This is a genomic window from Aequoribacter fuscus (genome assembly GCF_009910365.1).
In the GTDB taxonomy this organism is placed as follows: domain Bacteria; phylum Pseudomonadota; class Gammaproteobacteria; order Pseudomonadales; family Halieaceae; genus Aequoribacter; species Aequoribacter fuscus.
Map to the genome: position 1 here is coordinate 295272 of NZ_CP036423.1, position 16928 is coordinate 312199.

Here is a 16928-nt window from a genome sequence, read left to right on the forward strand (position 1 = left end):
AGGACTATTGGTATCAAGAACTGGGCTAATCGATACATGACATTAATGCCAAATTGTTGATATATCTGATCACTTATCGAGAATCACCTGCATTTTGAGAATTAAGATAACTTGTTGGCGACAAGGTGATCCACCACAGAGGGATCCGCCAGGGTGCTGGTATCGCCCAGGCTGTCCAGCTCGTTCTCGGCGATCTTGCGCAGGATGCGACGCATGATCTTGCCGGAGCGCGTCTTGGGCAGGCCCGGGGCCCACTGGATAATGTCGGGCTTGGCGATGGGGCCGATTTCCTTCACACACAGCTGGATCAACTCCGCGCGCAAGTCGTCGTCCGGCTCCACGCCTGCCATCGGGGTGACATAGGCGTAGATACCCTGGCCCTTGATATCGTGGGGGAAGCCGACCACGGCGGCCTCTGCGATCTTGTCGTGCAGTACCAGGGCGCTCTCCACCTCGGCGGTGCCCATGCGGTGGCCGGATACGTTGAGCACGTCGTCCACACGGCCGGTGATCCAGTAGTAGCCGTCCTCGTCGCGGGTGGCGCCGTCACCGGTGAAGTAGTAGCCGGCATAGTTGCTGAAGTAGGTGTCTATCATGCGCTGGTGATCGCCATAGACACTGCGGATCTGGCTGGGCCAGGAGGACTTCACCACCAGGTAGCCGGAACCGGCGCCTTCAACCTCGGAGCCGTCTTCGTTCAGCAGGGCCAGCTCCACACCGAAGAAGGGGAAGGTGGCGGAACCGGGCTTGAGGTCTACAGCCCCGGGCAGCGGGGTGATCATGTGGGCGCCGGTCTCGGTCTGCCACCAGGTATCGATGATGGGGCAACGCTCGTCGCCGACCACGCGGTGGTACCACTCCCAGGCCTCCGGGTTGATAGGCTCACCCACGGTGCCAAGCAGGCGCAGGCTGGAACGGGAGGAGCGGGTAACCGGCTCATCGCCCACCGCCATCAGGGCGCGGATCGCCGTGGGGGCAGTGTAGAAAGTGTTGACCTGGTGCTTGTCCACCACTTCCCAGCAGCGGCCGGCATCGGGGTAGGTGGGGACGCCCTCGAACATCAGGGAGATGGCGCCGTTGGCCAGGGGGCCGTAGACGATGTAGGTGTGGCCGGTCACCCAGCCCACATCGGCGGTGCACCAATAGACCTCGCCCTCGCGATAGTCGAACACGTACTTGAAGGTCATGGCCGCCTGCAGCAGGTAGCCGCCGGTGGTGTGCAGCACGCCCTTGGGCTTGCCGGTGGAGCCGGAAGTATAGAGGATGAACAGCGGGTCTTCGGAGTCCATGGGCTCCGGCGCGCAATCGGCGTCGGCGCCAGCCATCAACTCGTGGTACCACTGGTCGCGGCCTTCCACCCAGTTGACGTCATTGCCGGTGCGCTCTACCACCAGGCAGGTGTGTACATTGGGGCAGGACTGCAGCGCCTTGTCGGCGTTGACCTTGAGCGGTACCGAGCGTCCACCGCGCACGCCCTCGTCGGCAGTGATCACGGTCTGGCAGTCGGAATCGAGGATACGATCCTTCAGCGCTTCGGGCGAGAAGCCGCCGAACACAATGGAGTGAACCGCGCCGATGCGGGTACAGGCGAGCATGGCGTAGGCCGCCTCGGGAATCATCGGCATGTAGATGCAGACCCGGTCGCCTTTCTGTACGCCGCGCGCCTTCAACACGTTAGCCAGCTTACAGACCTGTTCCTTCAGCTCGCCATAGGTGATGTGCTTGCTGTCGGCGGGATCATCCCCCTCCCAGATCAGCGCGGTCTGGTCGGCGCGCTCCGGCAGGTGACGGTCGATACAGTTGTAGCTGACATTGAGCTTGCCGCCTGAGAACCAGGCAGCCTCGCCCTTCACGAAATCGTAGTTGACCACGCTGTCCCAGGGCTGGTCCCAACTCAGGAACTCACTGGCCATCTCGCCAAAGAAGCCCTCGGGATCCTCGATGGAGCGCTTGTACATGGCCTGGTACTTCTCGGCGTTGATGTGCGCGTCTTTGAAATTCGCTGGTACTGGGTGTGTCTGAAACTCGGACATTCCAACTCCTGTAGTAAGGATAGGTCACTGAGCCATTCAACACGTGACCAAGTCGGGGTTAAATTCAAGCTGGCACGGCGAGAATGGTTGAGACTAAATTTTCTGGCATTAGAAATGCCCCAAGGTGATTACCAAGGGGCATTAAGACCATTAAGGCAGTAGTTTGGACTCAGAAGAAACCCAGCGGGTCGATGCTGTAGCTCACCAGCAGGTTCTTGGTCTGCTGGTAATGGTCAAGCATCATCTTGTGGGTTTCACGGCCAATACCCGACTTCTTGTATCCGCCAAAGGCCGCGTGCGCAGGATAGGCGTGGTAGCAGTTGGTCCACACGCGACCCGCCTGAATGCCCCGTCCCATGCGGTAGGCGCGATTCATGTCGCGGGTCCAGACGCCGGCACCCAGGCCATAGTCAGTATCGTTGGCGATGGCCAGTGCTTCGGCCTCGTCCTTGAAAGAGGTCACACCCAGCGTCGGCCCAAAGATCTCCTCCTGGAAAATGCGCATGTCGTTCTTGCCCGCCATCAGGGTCGGCTGCACGTAGTAACCGCCGGACAGATCACCGGACAGGTTGGCACTATCACCGCCGATCAGAATCTGTGCACCTTCCTGCCGACCGATCTCCATGTAGCTCATGATCTTGTCAAACTGTTCCTTGGAGGCCTGCGCACCAACCTGTGTCTCAGGATCCAGCGGATTGCCCTGCTTAATGGTCTTTGAACGCTCAACCACGATATCAAGGAAACGGTCATAGATGGATTCCTGGATCAGTGCACGGGAGGGACAGGTACACACTTCACCCTGGTTGAAGAAGCCCAGCAGCAGACCCTCCGCACACTTGTTAAGGTAGTCATCTTCATAGTCCAGAACATCCTCAAAGTAGATATTCGGTGACTTACCACCCAGCTCAACCGTTGAAGGAATGAGGTTGTTCGCCGCGCACTTGAGAATCTCATTACCCACCGCCGTCGAGCCGGTGAAGGCCAGCTTGGCAATGCGTGTACTTTGCGAGAGTGCCGCCCCCGCTTCCGCCCCGAAGCCGTTGACGATATTAACCACGCCAGCGGGCAGAATGTCCTGTATCAGCTCCATCACCAGGAGAATGGTCACCGGGGTCTGCTCGGCGGGCTTCATGACCACGCAGTTACCCGCGGCCAGCGCCGGCGCCAGTTTCCAGGCGGCCATCAGCAGGGGGAAGTTCCAGGGAATGATCTGGCCCACCACGCCGTAGGGCTCGTGGAAGTGATAGCTGGCCGTTGTCGCATCCAGTTCAGCGGCGCTGCCTTCCTGGGCCCTGATGCAGCCCGCAAAATAGCGGAAGTGGTCTACAAACAGGGGCAGGTCAGCATTCAGGGTCTCGCGTACGGCTTTACCATTCTCCCAGGTCTCCGCAACCGCCAGCATTTCAAGATTCTGCTCGACGCGGTCAGCGATCTTCAGCAGCAGGTTGGACCGGTCGGCTACCGAGGTGGCACCCCAACTTGCTCGCGCTGCATGCGCCGCATCAAGGGCCTTCTCAATATCCGCCGCCGAGGAACGGGCCACCTCACAGTACACCTGGCCGGTTACCGGAGTCACATTTTCGAAGTAACGGCCGTCAGCGGGCGCTACCCATTCGCCGCCGATGAAATTGTCATAGCGCGATTTGAAGGAAACTACAGATCCTTCCTGGCCGGGTTGTGCATACGTCATTTTATTTTCCTCATGTGATGGACAGATTGATTATGGGTTATAGGTAAAGCGAAATCAAGAAGGCGCCGGCTGTCTGAGCTGATACATCACCTGTGACAATGGACGTGAATACCTCTGGACTCAAAAATCTCCGTACAGCGGTCAAGCTCCGCGTCCGGCATGAACTTGCCTGTCCCTTCACCGAAGTCCAGACGCTGGACACTGCCGAAGCGTGGCAGCTTGTCGAGCCAAATCGGGTTGTACGGCAAGATCTGCATGTTCTTTACGCCGTTCTCGAGCATAAAGTCAGCAATGGCACTGAGGTTTTCATCCGTGTCGGTGATAAAGGGCACCAACGGGACCCGCGGCAGAACCTCGATCACCGAATCCCGTGCCAGGGCCTGGACCTTCCTGAAGTTCTCATGAATAGAATGGTTGGGAACGCCGCAGTACTGCTTGTGCGCATCGCTGTCCATCAACTTGAGATCAAAGTAGATGGTGTCGGTGTAGGGCAATACCAGATTTTCAAATACCTTGTAATTGAATAGGCCCGCTGTCTGGATCAGCGTGTGAACATTCCGCTGCTTCAGCCGCGAGAACAGTTCGCCGACCGAATCCATCTGCATCAGCGCCTCGCCGCCGGAGACAGTAACCCCGCCGCCGGAGGCCTCGAAGAAGGCCTCGTCTTCAAGCACCTTCTCCACCAGATGATCCATGTCGATGTCATTGCCACAGCGCTCCAGAGCACCGGATGGGCAGACATCAACGCACTTGAAGCACTGGGTGCATTTGTCGCGGATGATTTTGTCGGGCGAACTCAGGTCGATCGCCTGCTCGGGGCAGGCGTCAGCACAGTCGTGACAGCTGATGCACTTCTCTGCATCATAGGAGAGTTCGTAACCGGTGTTGATGCTTTCCGGATTCTGGCACCAGGTACAAGACAGCGGGCAGCCCTTGAAGAACACCACGCTGCGAATACCCGGCCCGTCGTCCAGGGTGTTTCTCTTGATGTCGAAGTACAGCGAAGCCTTCCTTGGCTCGGTAACTGCTATCGCATCAATCAGGCTTGCATCAGGCCCCATTACTGCTCCGGGATATCACCTCATCCTGCATTTCAGGTGATAGATCGTTGAAGTACGCCGAGTAGCCAGATACCCGAATCAGCAGGTTGGGGTGCAACTCCGGGTTGTCCCGTGCCTCAATCAGGATTTTCGGATCCAGCATATTGGCCTGCACCTGCATACCGTGCCGTTTGAAGTACACCTTGTACATGCTACCCAGTGCACTCTTACCATCGTCACACTCGTAACTGGAGGCATCCAGCTTGATATTGAAGTTGATGCCATTGGCAAACTTCTTGAAATCGATCCGGTTCATCGAATTGATCAAGGCGGTGGAGCCACGCTTGTCTGCACCGTTTTCCGGCGCAAAACCCGAGGCGAAGGTCTCGCCGGCACGACGGCCATTTGGTGTGGCATTGATCAGCCCGCCGAAGTGGGTGTGGGAAGTGTTGGAGTACACGCCCGCCAGGTACTGGCCACCGCGGGTATTCTTGCCCAGGGCGTGAATGGAATCGGAGTAGTGATCCCCGACCCACTTCATCCAGGCATCCGCCTTGGGAATATCGTTGCCAAATTTATCGATGCCTTCCAGCCTGGTCCGCACAACCTCATCCGAGAGATTGTCTTTCAGGTGAGCGACCAGCTCCTCAAGGGTGAGCCACTTGTCCTCGAACACAGCACTCTCAATGGCCCCCAGGGAATCGGCCACGACCGCCATGCCGGTGCCCTGGATACCGGAGAAATTGTACTTCGCGCCACCCTGTGTAGAGCAAACGCCCTGCTCCAGGCAGCCTTCGAGTGTAGCGCTGGTAAGAGGGGTGGGGTGGTGCTTGGCGTGGAACTGTTCACACTTCTGCAAATCCGCGTGCAGCTTGCCCAGCTGATGCTTCACCTGCACCTTGTAGGCGTCCAATACGTCATCCATGCTCTTCATGCTGGAGACCGGGGGTGTCTTGACACCGATCTGTCGGTCAGAACCAAACTGGCACCCCTCGTTGAGCGCCATTTCCAGGGCCAGGGCCATGTTGTACATCCCGGCGTCGGTGGAACCCAGGGTCTTGCCCGGCGCCGTGGGCTCAACACAGCCGATGGCGACATAGTCCCTGGCATCCTCCAGGGAATAACCGACATTCATCATGGACTCGATGATGGTCTCGTCGTTATACATGGCGGGCGCCGAACCCGGGCCGAAGTTCACCCGGATGACCTCATCGTAGAATGCCTTGGGTGTGTTCTCGTGGAGACGGACGTGGAAGTTGGGCTGGCGCATGCGCAACTCATCGGCGAGCTCCAACAAAATGAAACTCAGTTCATTGGTCGCATCGTTGCCCTCGGAGTCCTGACCACCGATGGTCACTACCTCCCAGCTGGTCAATCCACCGAGCATGCTGGTCAGCTTGTCGGAGTACATGGGGATGGTTTCGCATACCTTTACGCAGAAAGCTCCCAGAATATCTTTCGCCTCTTGTCTTGAAATACGTCCAGCCGCCAAATCCTCTTCATAGTAGGAATTCAGGAATTGGTCCACGCGGCCCGGACAGGTGGTTTCACCTGTTGTCTCCTGGAAAATGGCGATGTGGGTGAGGGTCATTGATTGGACCGCTTCATAGAAACTGGTTGCGCCATAACGTGGTACGCGAGCGCAGACCTCCGCAATCCGCTCTAGATCAAGTTTCCGCTGAGGGTCCGCTTCAGCCTCTGCCAGCCTACGCGCCTCGGTCGCATAGCGGTCACCAAACTCTGCCAGCGCATTCATTGAGATTTTCACAGACTGGTAGAAGTCCAGCTTGGAGGGATCGTTGGTTTGTGCCTCGAAGGCCTCCACCTCGGCGATGATGCCCTCGGCACCCAGTTTGATCACTTTCTCGTAGCCGGGTGCCAGGTGAGCAATACCACCAGCCTCATACAATTGGTACTGCAGTGCTTCACTCTGCTCCTTAACAAAGCGCATCTGCTCTTCCTGCCCGTCAAAGGCAAGATAAGCCATATTCTTGTCCATCCAGAACGGAATATATGACTGGAGTTTTGCCTGCTCGTCTTCGCTGATCTCGAGAGGATTGACCTTGCGGGTGGGTAGTTTGTCGACACCAATCATTATGCCCAGACCGCCCAACTCCGGATAACAGATGCCGGCGACCCGTTTGGCGGTGAAGTTGCCAACAATCAGCTCGTCAGGATAGATTTTCACCGTTTTGTTGGCCAGGACGTGGCGTGTCGCTTCAGCTATCTGAACGGCCGTAGATTTCCCATCGTTGGCCTCATCCATGTAATACTCTGACCAAAGCACTGCGCGCTCGATGCAGCCACCGTAGGTAGCCTCGTCGACAGCTTTCTTCAGGCGAGCGACTCGAGCACCATCTTCCAGTGACTGACCAACGACATTAGTAATTGCATTCATATTTCACCTCGCGTCTCAGCGCTTGACTCAAAAGTTTAATATTGTTTTTGAAGCTACGGTTGCTTTACATGTCGCCCCGTCTTAAACGAAGCACATACTATGAAGAGTACAAGGAGTTGATATTAATTCAAATAGATAATATATAAGAGTATTATCAGTTATTTGAATAAGAGGTGGTCGGTGCTTCGAAACCAGGATTTGAATCTCTTGCCCATATTTGATGCATTGATGCAGGAGCAGCAGCTTTCCAGGGCGGCGGAACGGTTGTGTATGAGCCAGCCTGCAGTTAGTAATGCATTGAAACGTCTCCGAATCAGCTTCAGGGATGATCTATTTGTCAGGACAAGACGGGGGCTGAAGCCAACCCAGCGCGCAGTGGAGCTGCATGAGGCTATAGCACCTGTTCTGGAGTCACTCAGCCATACGTTCGACGATCAAACCTTTAGTCCAGAAGTATCAGATAGGACGTTGGATATCTCCATGGATATTGCAGCGGAGTATGTTTTCGCTCCTGATGTGCTAGGGATACTGCTTCCGGTGGCTCCAAACCTTAGGATTCGGTTCCATCCTGACCATATTCCGGACATTGCTGGGCGTTTGAAGGATGGGCGTTTGAACTATGCATTGGAGTATGGGCCAGTCTTATCCGATGAGTTTGATTCGGCTCATTTTGCGGACGAAACCCTGTCAGTTATTTGTGCCAAGAGTCACCCGAGCATCAAGGGAAGTCTCTCCCTGGAGCAATACACGTCGCTTCCGCATGTGTCGCTGGTCCCACGCCCCAGCTTTTCTGCTGGTCAAACAGCTGGAGAAGTAACTCCCGTTGAGTACATCGTCGGAGGTGACTTGCCTACAAGGAATATTGGTCTCAGGGTGGCCAGTTCGCTCGCTATTCCTGAGATCGTCGCGACAACAGACCTTATTGCCACGCTGTCTACCCGACTAGTTTTACCGCTTGTTGAATCGGGGGAACTGCAGCGTTTCGATCCGCCTTTCAACAATATAGGGTTTGAGTTTCGTCTGTACTGGCATAAGAGTCGGTCTAAAGATCCATTTCATCAATGGTTTATCAACGAGCTTGCTGAACACCAAAATAGTATTCGAGGTCAGAGGAACTAAGATTACACTGAATCTGCAAGCTATTGTTTTTCCCTTATTAGTTCCCACTTTCCAGCGCGCTCCAGCCGTTGATTTTCCATTTCAATGGCTTGCAGGCTCTTTCGAATTTCCTGAATGTGGAGAACTGCTGCGGCACGTGCTTCATCTGGCTTCTGGTCCATAATGGCCACAAAGATAGAGTGATGTTGTGCACTCAACATCATTCGCTGTTCTGGCCGATGATAGAGATTATTTACTGATGTGATAACAGAATCTAATAGCAGTTGGGACAAACTACGCAACGTGTATGCCAGGAAGGGATTGTGGGTTGCTTCTGATATCGCTTGATGAAAGTTGTGATCCAGCTTTGCTTCGATGTTCACGTCAATCTCACCCGAGGTCGAATGGTCCATTGCTTCATAGGCCTTGGAAATACGATAGCGATCAGCCGGCGTCAGGCGTAAAGCAGCGTAGAAGGCGGATTGTCCCTCCAGTAACTCTCGGACCTCAAGGAGATCGTATACGGCCCTTGAGTGGTCTCGAAATAGGTGCCGAAGCGGCGACTGATCGGACGCTGCCGGTAACATTTCTGATACAAAGGATCCCCGGCCACGTTGAGTCTCGATAATTCCCCTGCCTCTTAACTCCTTCAGCGCTTCACGCACTACCGGCCGCGATACAGAGAGTCTTTGGGCCAACTGGCGCTCGGAAGGGATTTTGCTCCCCGGGAGCAATGTTCTGTCTAGAATCAAGGCTTCCAACTGCCTGGCCACATCCTGATAGAACGGGTCGTTAGCGCTAATCATCTGGTATTACCAGTTTTTACATAATGAGAAACTATAGACGTATTCATTCAAATAGAGCTCTAAAGAAAATAAATGGAAACACAAACTGGTATTACCACAGGAATTAAGGGTTGTCTATCGCCAGCTAACGTCTAGACTGCGAACACAAGCAGATAGGGATAAGCCAGCCACAGCATTCAGGAAAAGCGTATTATGAACAGACTTGTAATAAGCCTCATCACCTCGTTACTTTGGATACTCCCCGTTACAGTACTGGCTGGGTCAAAGCCGAACATTCTGGTGATCTGGGGTGACGATATTGGATGGCTTAATATCAGTGCTTACAACGATGGCTTAATGGGCTATCAGACACCCAATATAGACCGCATCGCCGAGCATGGGATCCGTTTTACAGATCACTATGGAGAGCAAAGCTGTACAGCAGGTCGATCTGCATTTATTACGGGACAACATCCCGTTCGTACCGGACTTACCCGAGTAGGTGTGCCAGGTTCCTTACTGGGTATACAACCAGAGGATCCGACTCTCGCCGCGTTGTTGAAGAACTTCGGCTATGCCACTGGGCAATTCGGCAAGAATCACCTAGGGGATCGAAGTGAGTTTCTGCCCACTGAACACGGATTCGATATCTTCTTCGGCAATCTTTATCACTTGAACGCAGAGCAGGCACCGGAGCACCCTGATTACCCGAAGAACCCCTTATACAAACAACTGTTCGGTCCTCGAGGAGTTGTCCGATCATCCGCCGATGGCCAAGTGGAGGATACTGGACCACTGACGATTAAGAGAATGGAAAGTGTAGATGCTGAGTTCCTTGCTGAAACGCTGCGCTTTATAGACGACTCGCATGATAAGGGCGTCCCGTTCTTCGCCTGGTTTAATTCAACGCGTATGCATACGGTCACCCATCTGAGTGACAAGTGGAAGGGCAAGACGGGGCAGGGTGTGTACGCCGATGGTATGCAGGAACACGACAGTCACGTCGGTGCTCTTTTGGACAAGCTGGATGAGCTGGGAATTACTGAAAACACATTGGTGTTCTATTCCACGGACAATGGTGCACAACTTCATAATTGGCCAGATGGTGGCATGACCCCGTTTCGTGGCGTAAAAAACACGACCTGGGAGGGGGGCTTCAGGGTGCCTGCTATTGTGAGTTGGCCGAAACGGATTCAACCCGGCATATCCAATCAAGTGATGTCACACCTCGACTGGTTACCTACCATTTTGGCCGCTGTAGGAGAACCTAAAATAAAGGACAAGCTTCTTGAGGGATACGTTGCCAACGGCAAGAGGTACAAGGTGCACCTTGATGGCTATAACTTTCTCCCACACTTGACGGGCGCTCAGGCTACCGGGCCACGGAAGGAGTTCTTCTACTTCACGGATGGGGGAATGCTATCCGCCGTTCGAGTTGGAGATTGGAAAGGTATGTTTGCACAGCAGCGAGCTGTGGGATTTGACGTTTGGAATGAGCCATATACACAGCGAAGATTACCTGCCATATACAATCTTCGTAGGGACCCGCTTGAGAGAGCAGAGATTGACAGTGGATACTTCGTAGAGTGGTACGACGAGCTCTTGCCGGCTGTTACAGGATTATTCTATCTGGAAATTCAAAAATTTCTTGCCACTTTCGAAGAGTTTCCGCAGCGACAATCGCCTAGTTTTAATATGATTCAAGCCGCAGACAAAGCAATACAAGGTGGTAATTAAAAGCCGTCACTGCTTGCCAAAGGCATTAATTCAATAGACCACCTCGGGGTCAGGCCTTATGTATAAGGTCTTGTTGTAGAGTGTGATCAAGCCTGGGCGGCAAACCCGCTGGCTAGCGGAGAGTGTGCTCAGTAGAGAAGTGGAACCAGGACCTAGCGTACTACAATAACCAGGCCTAGAGAAAATTTGAAGTGGACCAGTCACATCATTCAATGACAAAACGCAGGCCAGCGTTATCTTCAAGTCGCTTGATCAGGTCGAGCCCCATAGCCGCACTGGGCGTCCATATGCCGCCGCCGGCCAGATCAGGGTTTTTGGCCAGGCAGACTGCACACTCTGCAATCATTTTACTAGTCGAACCGTAACCGGGATCCATATCGCCATGAACGCTGATCTTCGCAAAACGCCCATTATCTGAAGTCCCGGCAAACAAGATATCGTACATACCACGTTCTCTTTCCTCGCGAGAAGGACCTTGACCCGGTGGTGTGCTGTCTTCTGCCATGGATTGATCTGCAGCCATTGCATTTGCTAGTTGCTCACCTTCCTCACCAGGCCCGGTCACAAACATTTCATCGTAAACGAATTCTTCCCCGTACATGCGGTCGAGAAGATGGTTGGAACGATGTACGGTTTTAGTATTAATGACAGCCATGACAAAGGGGGCGGTCCACGTCTGTAGAGCGTCGTCGTAATGCGGCTGATTTCCCGGGGGCTGGCTGACTCCAGTATAGCCGGGAGTAAGTGCAAAGGGATCTACAAGGCTAGAGAGCAACTGTGGATCTTCGGTAACCACTGAGACGGTGGATCTAAAGCTCGCGAGAGTGCCTCCAGACCAGGAACCCTCCATGCTCCTGACTCTTCCCCTGACTCTCGAAAAGGGCTCAGAGTATTGCGATAGTGCGTGCAGTTGCAAGAAGTAGGGGTCCTAGGGATTTTGCCTCCAAATATTGCAAAAACCGCTGCAGGCCGCGCCAGCTGTGGTTTCTGGAGGCCCATTACTTATCGATTGTCGGCCGGTAGCCATCAATCGATTCCATTAAATCCTCAAGTTTTGGCAATTCACCTGTCGGTGCGAATGTGTATCTACCCCGGAGGTTGATATTCTCCCAGGCTACAGGTGAGGCCCGCTTTACTGTTTCCAGAGACATTGCATTGCCTTGATCCTCAAAGCTGTCCAGCAGATTACTGAGCACTTTTGAGTTGAAGTAGATGATGGCATTTGCCACCAGTCTGGCACTTTCGTTCCAGATCTGGATCTCCTCATCGCTATTACCCCGGAATCGGTCGCCATTGACGTGGCTAATCGCCCGTCTCAGCTGGTGATAGGCTTCACCCCGGTTCAACGCTCGCTGAACGTGATTTCTAAGGCTGGCGTCGTCAATGTAGTTCAGCAGATATTGGGCTTTCAGCAGCCGGTTATATTCGGTCAATGCCTCCAGTAATGGGTGATTGTGCTTGTAACCGGATAGTTTACGCACTAACCTGGCCTGACTGGTCTTGCGCTGAGCCAAAGAGACGGCAATCCGCTGGATGGTGTCCCAGTGAGCCATGATACGCTGCGTGTTGATCGGCTTGCGCAACGATATATGCACTTGCTGGTTCTTGTCTTCGGTGATGTTGAATAGTTCATTGATGACCCTGCCGACCTGGGCATATCGAGGTGCGAACCGATATCCGAACAGGTCGAGCAGGGCAAAGTTCACATGGTTTACTCCATGAGTGTCAGTTGAGAGCATGTCGGGGACTATCTCAGTACTGTTGTTCATCAACAGGTCAAAGATGTAATGGGATTCATGCTCATTGGCCCCGATTACCCGGGCATTGATGGCCATATGATTGGCATTCAGACTGACCGCGGACACGCCTTTGCTGGTCCCGAAGTATTTTGAGGAGTACCGCGTGCGGAATGTCTCGCGTTTGGCTTCGAACTTCTGACCATCGGCACTGGCGTGCAGAATATCTTCCTGAATGTTGTAGTGCTTGAAGATACTCAGTCGTGTAGTGGCGTTGTTGATGCGGTCATTGGACGCATTCAGGGTTTCCAACCGAAGGTAGTTCGCTTGGATAGTGCTGAGTTGTTCATAGGTGCAGTCAGAAATCTGCGCGATGCCATAGATGCCCTGATTAGTGGCATTGGCAATCAGTATCGCCAGCAGATCCACTTCGTACTGACGGCTTTTCGAGCTCAAGCCCAGCACATGTTGGAAGTCGTCAATGAACCCGGTATCCCGATCCACTACGCGCAATACATCGGCGATGCTGACCGCTTTCATTTGCTGGAAGAACGGGTTATTCACTAGGTGCTTCTTGCTGGCTGTAGGCAGCCGCCAGTGATGTTTGCCGTCTTTCGGTCGCAAAATTACGTCCCTGGTATCTGAACGCTCCAAATAGTGGCTGACTTCGTGCAACCGAAGGGTCAGCTCATCCGCCATGCGTGGAATCAGACGTTTCGGATCCTCGCTGATATTGGGTTGCTGAGTGCCCTCCACCAAGGACCCCTTCTGGTTTTTCCAGATCTCTGGCTTCACGAGATCATCCTCTAACGCCCGATATCGAATGACTTCCGGCAGCGTCAACTGGCCGTTTAAGCGGTTGGGTATCTGCAGATACAAAAACCATTCATACTTGGATTTGTCTATACTGCCATCGGGTTTCGACAGCAATGGCCGTGTGGCTTTCGGTAGTAAACGCTGATCAATGCTGACATCGCCGAGCCTATTACCGGCGACCAAATCCAACCGAGCTTGGGCCAGGGCCCCGGCTAACCGCCGCGTTTTGTCGGTACCGTCAAAACGCAGACAGCAAAAGAGCGAACGCAACAGTCCGGCTCGCAATGTGGACTCCGTATCCAGGTGCTGCCAAAATGCCTCCTCCGCCGACTGTTTCTGATTACTCAGGTATCGGCAGACTGAGTTCAGGTCGCTGACATTGAGAAACTGGAACGCCCGTTGCTGTACAGCTTGAAACGACGTATCAGGATCGATGCTGTCATCAACGAACAGGTGTAAGATATCAGCAGCTTTGCTCACATTGCGAGCTGCCTTTTGCCAATCCCGATAGACCCGTTCTTGGGCCATTTGATGCGCACGTTGTTTCACTTGCCGGAGGTGATGTATGAACCCTTCCGCAATACGTTCCAGGCCCTGCTGGTGCCGCGACTGCAGATAGCACAGCAAGTACAGGCGCTGGTTAGCAAGCGATTGACGTTTAAGTTTGGCTCCGTAGTAGTCAACCCGTTCGGCATAGTGTTGCTGGTTTTTCTGAGAGAGAGAAAGTGACTCGAGTACAGTCGTCACATCCGTCATCCACGGCTGAATATGGTGATACACGGCTATTTCTTTTTGCAACTCGGTGCCGGTAAAATTGCGGGCGCTCTGGCGTAGTTGCTGGAATGTAAACTGGCCTTCACCGGAAACCAGTGTGAGCAACATAGTTGATAGACCTTGGCTGCAAGCGGCGTCGATCTGGTCATGCAATCGTTTCTGGTGCTGGCCAATAACCTGACTGACGATCTTCTGCAGCGTACTATAGGCGGGAATTGCGATTTTCTGGCGAGCCAAATATTCGATTGCAGCGTCAAAGACTGCTCGGGGCTCCACCCAGCTTTCAGCACAGGTACACAAGTGCTCGACAAGCTGTGGCTGATGTCTTTTATCGTTCCAGTTGCTGACGCCGACGATCGATAGAACACGCGCATAGATACGGGATTTTTGGTCAGGTTTCAGGCTAAAACGCCTGAAGGTAAGGTCCCTATAGTGAAATCGGGCTATGAATACCAAGTCGTCCTGCATTGATTTGTACCTTGGGTTAAGCAGGACCGGTTTGCATTTGAAGTAGCCCAGCAAAGCAATCGCCACACAACGATATTTGCGTTGCCTTATTCTCGATATCTCCGCTAGTTCTTTGTCATTCAGCATAAAGTAGAATCGCTGGTATGACTCATTGAAGGATGGGACGCCATATAGATCCTCGACCTCGGCAGCAGTGAGGATTGATAGCCGCTTGTTTCTGCTCATTCTTTGACCTAAAGGTCGAAGAAGATACCGAATTTCTCAGCGCATTAGAAACTAATAGCCCCCTGCAGCCCACGGATGGCGGGGCCTCCGGCGGTTTTTGCAATATTTGGAGGCAAAATCCCTAGGACCCCTTGTTCGATCATTCAAGAGAAGGGAAGGAATAGCACCTGGAGCATGGCGAAAGCAACAGCGGCAGAAATTTACGTAAGTGCTCCTCAGTTCAGCAACACTGTCTCTCGAATCCATGTGATGTCGAGATATCGTCTTAGGTCTGTCAGTTTCAACTGGCATGGCTATTTTTGAAGATGATCAATTAAGTCACGATTTGACCATTTCGGTCATTCACCCTTGTTGGCGCACGCCGGACAATGGAGCGCGACTGTCTGATACCTCCGACGATGGAATAAGAAACCAGCGAGGTTCATCAAAATTCAAAGGTTCAATGTCTGCACGGATCAGATAGCGTCAAATACAAGTGTCAAGCAGTAGACACGTCGCCAGTAAAAACGATAACGAGATGGAGGTACGCCCGGCGTAATGGGTTTGAGCCTCCGATAAAGTTGAAGAAATAGCGATGAACCAAAATATAAATACTACAGCTGCTTCAGCGAGTACACAGCCCGTAGCGGGGCCGGTAAGCAACCACATCACCACTATTGAAAAGTTCCTTTACGGAGGCGGGAGCATGGCGCTCGCCGTGAAGAATGTCACGTTCAACATGTTCGTTCTTCTCTTCTACAAACAGGTGTTGGGGTTATCGGGCACCTTGACGGGCTTAGCGATATTCATCAGTGTTATGTGGGACGCTGTATCGGATCCATTGATCGGGTCATGGTCTGACCGCTTGCGCACCAGATTGGGCCGACGCCACCCGATGTTAATCGCCGGGACCATACCCCTTGGACTGTCCTTTGTCATGATCTTTAACCCTATCGAAGCTGTACAGGGCACACAATGGCCTTTGTTCGCTTGGTTACTGGTCTCTGTAGTTCTATTGAGAACCTTTCTTACGATGATCTGGATCCCGCTTGGTGCAATGGGCGCAGAGATTACCGACGACTATGCTGAACGTACGTCAATCGTTAGCTTTAGAACCAACATCGGCTGGATCGCAGGTATGTTACTACCAGTTATTGCATTACCTCTTCTTTTCGTAGGCACGAACGATCAAGATGGTCGTTTCATTGTCGAAAACTATACGCAGTACGGGTGGGTATGCTGCATTATTGTCATTATCTTCTGCTTTGCTTGTATAAGGGGAACATGGCGCTTCATCCCACGTCTAATCGCCGTCGGTAACCGTCACCGGCCAACCCCCGGCGCGATGGGTGTGCTTCGTGATGCAATTGAGACCTTCCATGACAGTAATTTTAGAAGGCTCATCGTACTGGACCTCTGTGTCGGCGCCACCTTTGGAATAACCGCTGCGTTGTTTATGGTTACGATGACGTACTACTGGGAGGTCAGTGTCGGCGAACTGTCTGTTCTCTCGACGGGCTCTCTGGTGGCCGCAGGACTTATCTTTCCAGCGACGAAGTACCTATCTGAACGTTGGGAGAAACAAACTATCCTGAAATTTGCCGTAATCGGCTTTATTATCAATACTCCCTGGCTGATTGTCGCCAGAATGACGGACTGGGCGCCTGAAAACGGGACTCTCTTTCTATTTGCGCTTCTATATATTCAGGGAACAATTAATACCTTTCTTTCCATACTCCGCACGATTTCACACCACTCCATTCTGGCTGACATTGCTGACGAGCATGAACTTCGCACCGGACGTCGACAAGAAGGTGTGCTATTTGCAGTAGCGGCCTTTGCCGAGAAGTTTGTGATGGGATTTGGCTACATTTTTGTGGGTCCCTTTCTGGATATCATTGGCCTTGAGGCAACGATGGCTCCCGGAGCTGTGCCGGAATCAATCCTTACCTCCATTGGTATCGTGATTGGCCCTGTAATGACAATTATCCTGGTCATTCCCTTGTGGATGGTCTCTCGATTGGGCGTTAGCCGAGAACGGAGCAGGGAAGTCCAAGCTGCTCTGAGGTCCAGACAACTAGGGGAATCAGCAACGTAGTTCCGGTGGACTGGCTAATCGGTATATATCGGATCCCGTATGGATGCCTCG

The 16928-nt window shown here is 53.1% G+C and carries 10 protein-coding genes; 3 read left to right on the plus strand and 7 right to left on the minus strand.

What is annotated here, in order from left to right:
- Nucleotides 1-101: 101 nt before the first annotated feature.
- The 4 genes from acs to EYZ66_RS01355 all read right to left on the minus strand — a co-directional run bounded on the left by acs (nucleotide 102) and on the right by EYZ66_RS01355 (nucleotide 7161).
- On the minus strand, nucleotides 102-2033 hold the full coding sequence (gene acs, locus EYZ66_RS01340) for an acetate--CoA ligase (protein WP_009575565.1): 1932 nt from the start codon (nucleotides 2031-2033) through the stop codon (nucleotides 102-104).
- Between the two features lie 169 nt (nucleotides 2034-2202).
- Complete coding sequence (exaC, locus tag EYZ66_RS01345) at nucleotides 2203-3723, minus strand: acetaldehyde dehydrogenase ExaC (protein ID WP_116369214.1); 1521 nt, start codon at nucleotides 3721-3723, stop codon at nucleotides 2203-2205.
- Between the two features lie 86 nt (nucleotides 3724-3809).
- Nucleotides 3810-4784, minus strand: a complete 975-nt coding sequence (locus EYZ66_RS01350; RefSeq protein WP_160195560.1) for a glycyl-radical enzyme activating protein — start codon at nucleotides 4782-4784, stop codon at nucleotides 3810-3812.
- On the minus strand, nucleotides 4774-7161 hold the full coding sequence (locus EYZ66_RS01355; RefSeq protein ID WP_160195561.1) for a pyruvate formate lyase family protein: 2388 nt from the start codon (nucleotides 7159-7161) through the stop codon (nucleotides 4774-4776). Before EYZ66_RS01355 ends, EYZ66_RS01350 begins: the two co-directional genes overlap by 11 nt.
- A 180-nt stretch (nucleotides 7162-7341) precedes the next feature.
- Between EYZ66_RS01355 and EYZ66_RS01360 the strand changes: the two genes are divergently transcribed.
- A complete protein-coding gene (locus tag EYZ66_RS01360) occupies nucleotides 7342-8280 on the plus strand; it encodes a LysR substrate-binding domain-containing protein (RefSeq protein ID WP_009576011.1) in 939 nt (312 codons plus the stop codon).
- A gap of 20 nt (nucleotides 8281-8300) precedes the next feature.
- Here EYZ66_RS01360 and EYZ66_RS01365 read toward each other — a convergent pair whose 3' ends face one another.
- Complete coding sequence (locus EYZ66_RS01365; RefSeq protein WP_009576012.1) at nucleotides 8301-9065, minus strand: FCD domain-containing protein; 765 nt, start codon at nucleotides 9063-9065, stop codon at nucleotides 8301-8303.
- A 192-nt stretch (nucleotides 9066-9257) separates the two neighbouring features.
- Here EYZ66_RS01365 and EYZ66_RS01370 point away from each other — a divergent pair, with 192 nt between their 5' ends.
- Nucleotides 9258-10781: an arylsulfatase gene (locus tag EYZ66_RS01370; protein WP_009577216.1), complete on the plus strand. Its 1524-nt coding sequence runs from the start codon at nucleotides 9258-9260 to the stop codon at nucleotides 10779-10781.
- 205 nt (nucleotides 10782-10986) lie between these two features.
- Here the strand turns inward: EYZ66_RS01370 and EYZ66_RS01375 are convergent, their stop codons facing one another.
- A complete protein-coding gene (locus EYZ66_RS01375) occupies nucleotides 10987-11631 on the minus strand; it encodes a saccharopine dehydrogenase family protein (protein ID WP_050793485.1) in 645 nt (214 codons plus the stop codon).
- Between the two features lie 148 nt (nucleotides 11632-11779).
- Nucleotides 11780-14800: a Tn3 family transposase gene (locus EYZ66_RS01380; protein ID WP_008293723.1), complete on the minus strand. Its 3021-nt coding sequence runs from the start codon at nucleotides 14798-14800 to the stop codon at nucleotides 11780-11782.
- A 574-nt stretch (nucleotides 14801-15374) separates the two neighbouring features.
- On the opposite strand from EYZ66_RS01380, the gene EYZ66_RS01385 reads away from it, so the two are divergent.
- Entirely contained in the window at nucleotides 15375-16877 is a 1503-nt protein-coding gene (locus EYZ66_RS01385) for an MFS transporter (protein ID WP_160195562.1), read from the plus strand.
- Nucleotides 16878-16928 lie beyond the last annotated feature (51 nt).

Coding starts and splice junctions, on each gene's coding strand:
- acs (WP_009575565.1), bottom strand. CDS start 2,033: ATGTCCGAGTTTCAGACACACCCAGTACCAGCGAATTTCAAAGACGCG.
- exaC (WP_116369214.1), bottom strand. CDS start 3,723: ATGACGTATGCACAACCCGGCCAGGAAGGATCTGTAGTTTCCTTCAAA.
- EYZ66_RS01350 (WP_160195560.1), bottom strand. CDS start 4,784: ATGGGGCCTGATGCAAGCCTGATTGATGCGATAGCAGTTACCGAGCCA.
- EYZ66_RS01355 (WP_160195561.1), bottom strand. CDS start 7,161: ATGAATGCAATTACTAATGTCGTTGGTCAGTCACTGGAAGATGGTGCT.
- EYZ66_RS01365 (WP_009576012.1), bottom strand. CDS start 9,065: ATGATTAGCGCTAACGACCCGTTCTATCAGGATGTGGCCAGGCAGTTG.
- EYZ66_RS01370 (WP_009577216.1), top strand. CDS start 9,258: ATGAACAGACTTGTAATAAGCCTCATCACCTCGTTACTTTGGATACTC.
- EYZ66_RS01375 (WP_050793485.1), bottom strand. CDS start 11,631: ATGGAGGGTTCCTGGTCTGGAGGCACTCTCGCGAGCTTTAGATCCACC.
- EYZ66_RS01380 (WP_008293723.1), bottom strand. CDS start 14,800: ATGAGCAGAAACAAGCGGCTATCAATCCTCACTGCTGCCGAGGTCGAG.
- EYZ66_RS01385 (WP_160195562.1), top strand. CDS start 15,375: ATGAACCAAAATATAAATACTACAGCTGCTTCAGCGAGTACACAGCCC.